Annotated in this window: 1 protein-coding gene; it reads left to right on the top strand. The window is 53.9% G+C overall.

Features of this window, described 5'->3' with window-relative positions; translation table 11 throughout:
- Positions 1 to 268: 268 nt before the first annotated feature.
- The gene (locus ACW9JC_RS30305; RefSeq protein ID WP_457459666.1) at positions 269 to 1,240 is read left to right on the top strand and encodes an IS110 family RNA-guided transposase; all 972 of its coding nucleotides are present in this window, start codon (positions 269 to 271) and stop codon (positions 1,238 to 1,240) included.
- Positions 1,241 to 1,257: the final 17 nt, after the last annotated feature.

Below are 1,257 nucleotides of genomic sequence, written 5' to 3'. Positions count from 1 at the left end.
GATCAAAAGATCGCAGCCTTCGGCAGCTCCTTGTATCTCGACTATCGCTCCATCAGGAGCGATAGTTCTCGACTGATCATCGAGGGAGGGATCTGGAAGCCGTGCAGCTCCTTAGGCTTTTTGCCTGTGACGTAGATTGTGCTCCAGTCCTCCGCACTCACTCATACAGTTCGAACGGTATCTTGGGCCCGTCTCTGGCGAGAGCCCGCATTCACAAGGTTGGACGGAGTGCAGTGATGATCGCAAGGGACCTAATGGAGGGACGGTCATGTCCAGTTTCGTCGGCGTCGATGTCGCAAAGAATACTTTTGATATTGCTACTCATCTGCCAAATGGCAAGCACAAAACCAAGGCTAAACTTTCCAACGATTTGAAAGGTTTCAAAGAGTTTGAGGACTGGTTACAAAAGCAGGTTGAACCTTCGGCCCTGATCGTGATGGAAGCGACCAGTGTCTATCATCTGGAGCTGGCCGAGTTCGTCTACAACAAGGGTTACCGTGTCTGCGTGGTCAATCCGGCCACGACCCACGCCTACGCCGACAGCGAATTACGTAGGATCAAAACCGATAAAAGCGATGCCAAACTGATCGCTGACTTTGCCCGCGAAAAGAATGAAAAGCTTCTGCTGTGGGCGCCAGAGCCGCTGAAGTATCGCCAGCTCAAAGCCTTGGTGCGCCGCCTGGATGATCTCCAGGAGATGGAGCGAATGGAGCGCAATCGTCTGGATGTGTCCGATGAAAAGGTTAAAGCCTCGATTAACTCTGTGCTGCATCACATCGAAAAAGAGATCGCGCAAACGCACAAGGCAATCAAAAACCACGTCGATGACGACCCGGACATGCGCGAGATGCGCGACTTGATCGTGACCATTGACGGTATCGGGGAAAAAACGATTGAGCGGCTGCTGGCCGAGCTGGGCGACCTGCGTAAATATGATGATCCTCGCAAACTGGTCGCTGCCGCAGGGTTGAACCCAAAGCTGCAGGACTCGGGAAAGCTCAAAGGCAGAACAGTGATTTCGAGGATCGGCTCGGCTCGCGTTCGGGCGGGTCTGTACATGCCTGGCCTGGTAGCGTTGAAGCATAACGAGGCGATCAAAGCCATGAAAGACCGCTTGAAGGCCAACGGAAAGGCCCCCAAGCAGATCATTTGTGCGGCGATGCGAAAGCTGCTGCACTTCGTTTACGGCGTACTCAAGTCGGGCCAGCCCTACGACCCGAAACTTGCGCTTGCCCGGTGAGGTTCAAGACGGTATCT

This window comes from Pseudomonas sp. SDO5591_S426 (assembly GCF_054070755.1).
This window is presented reverse-complemented; position numbering and strand designations above follow the sequence as displayed.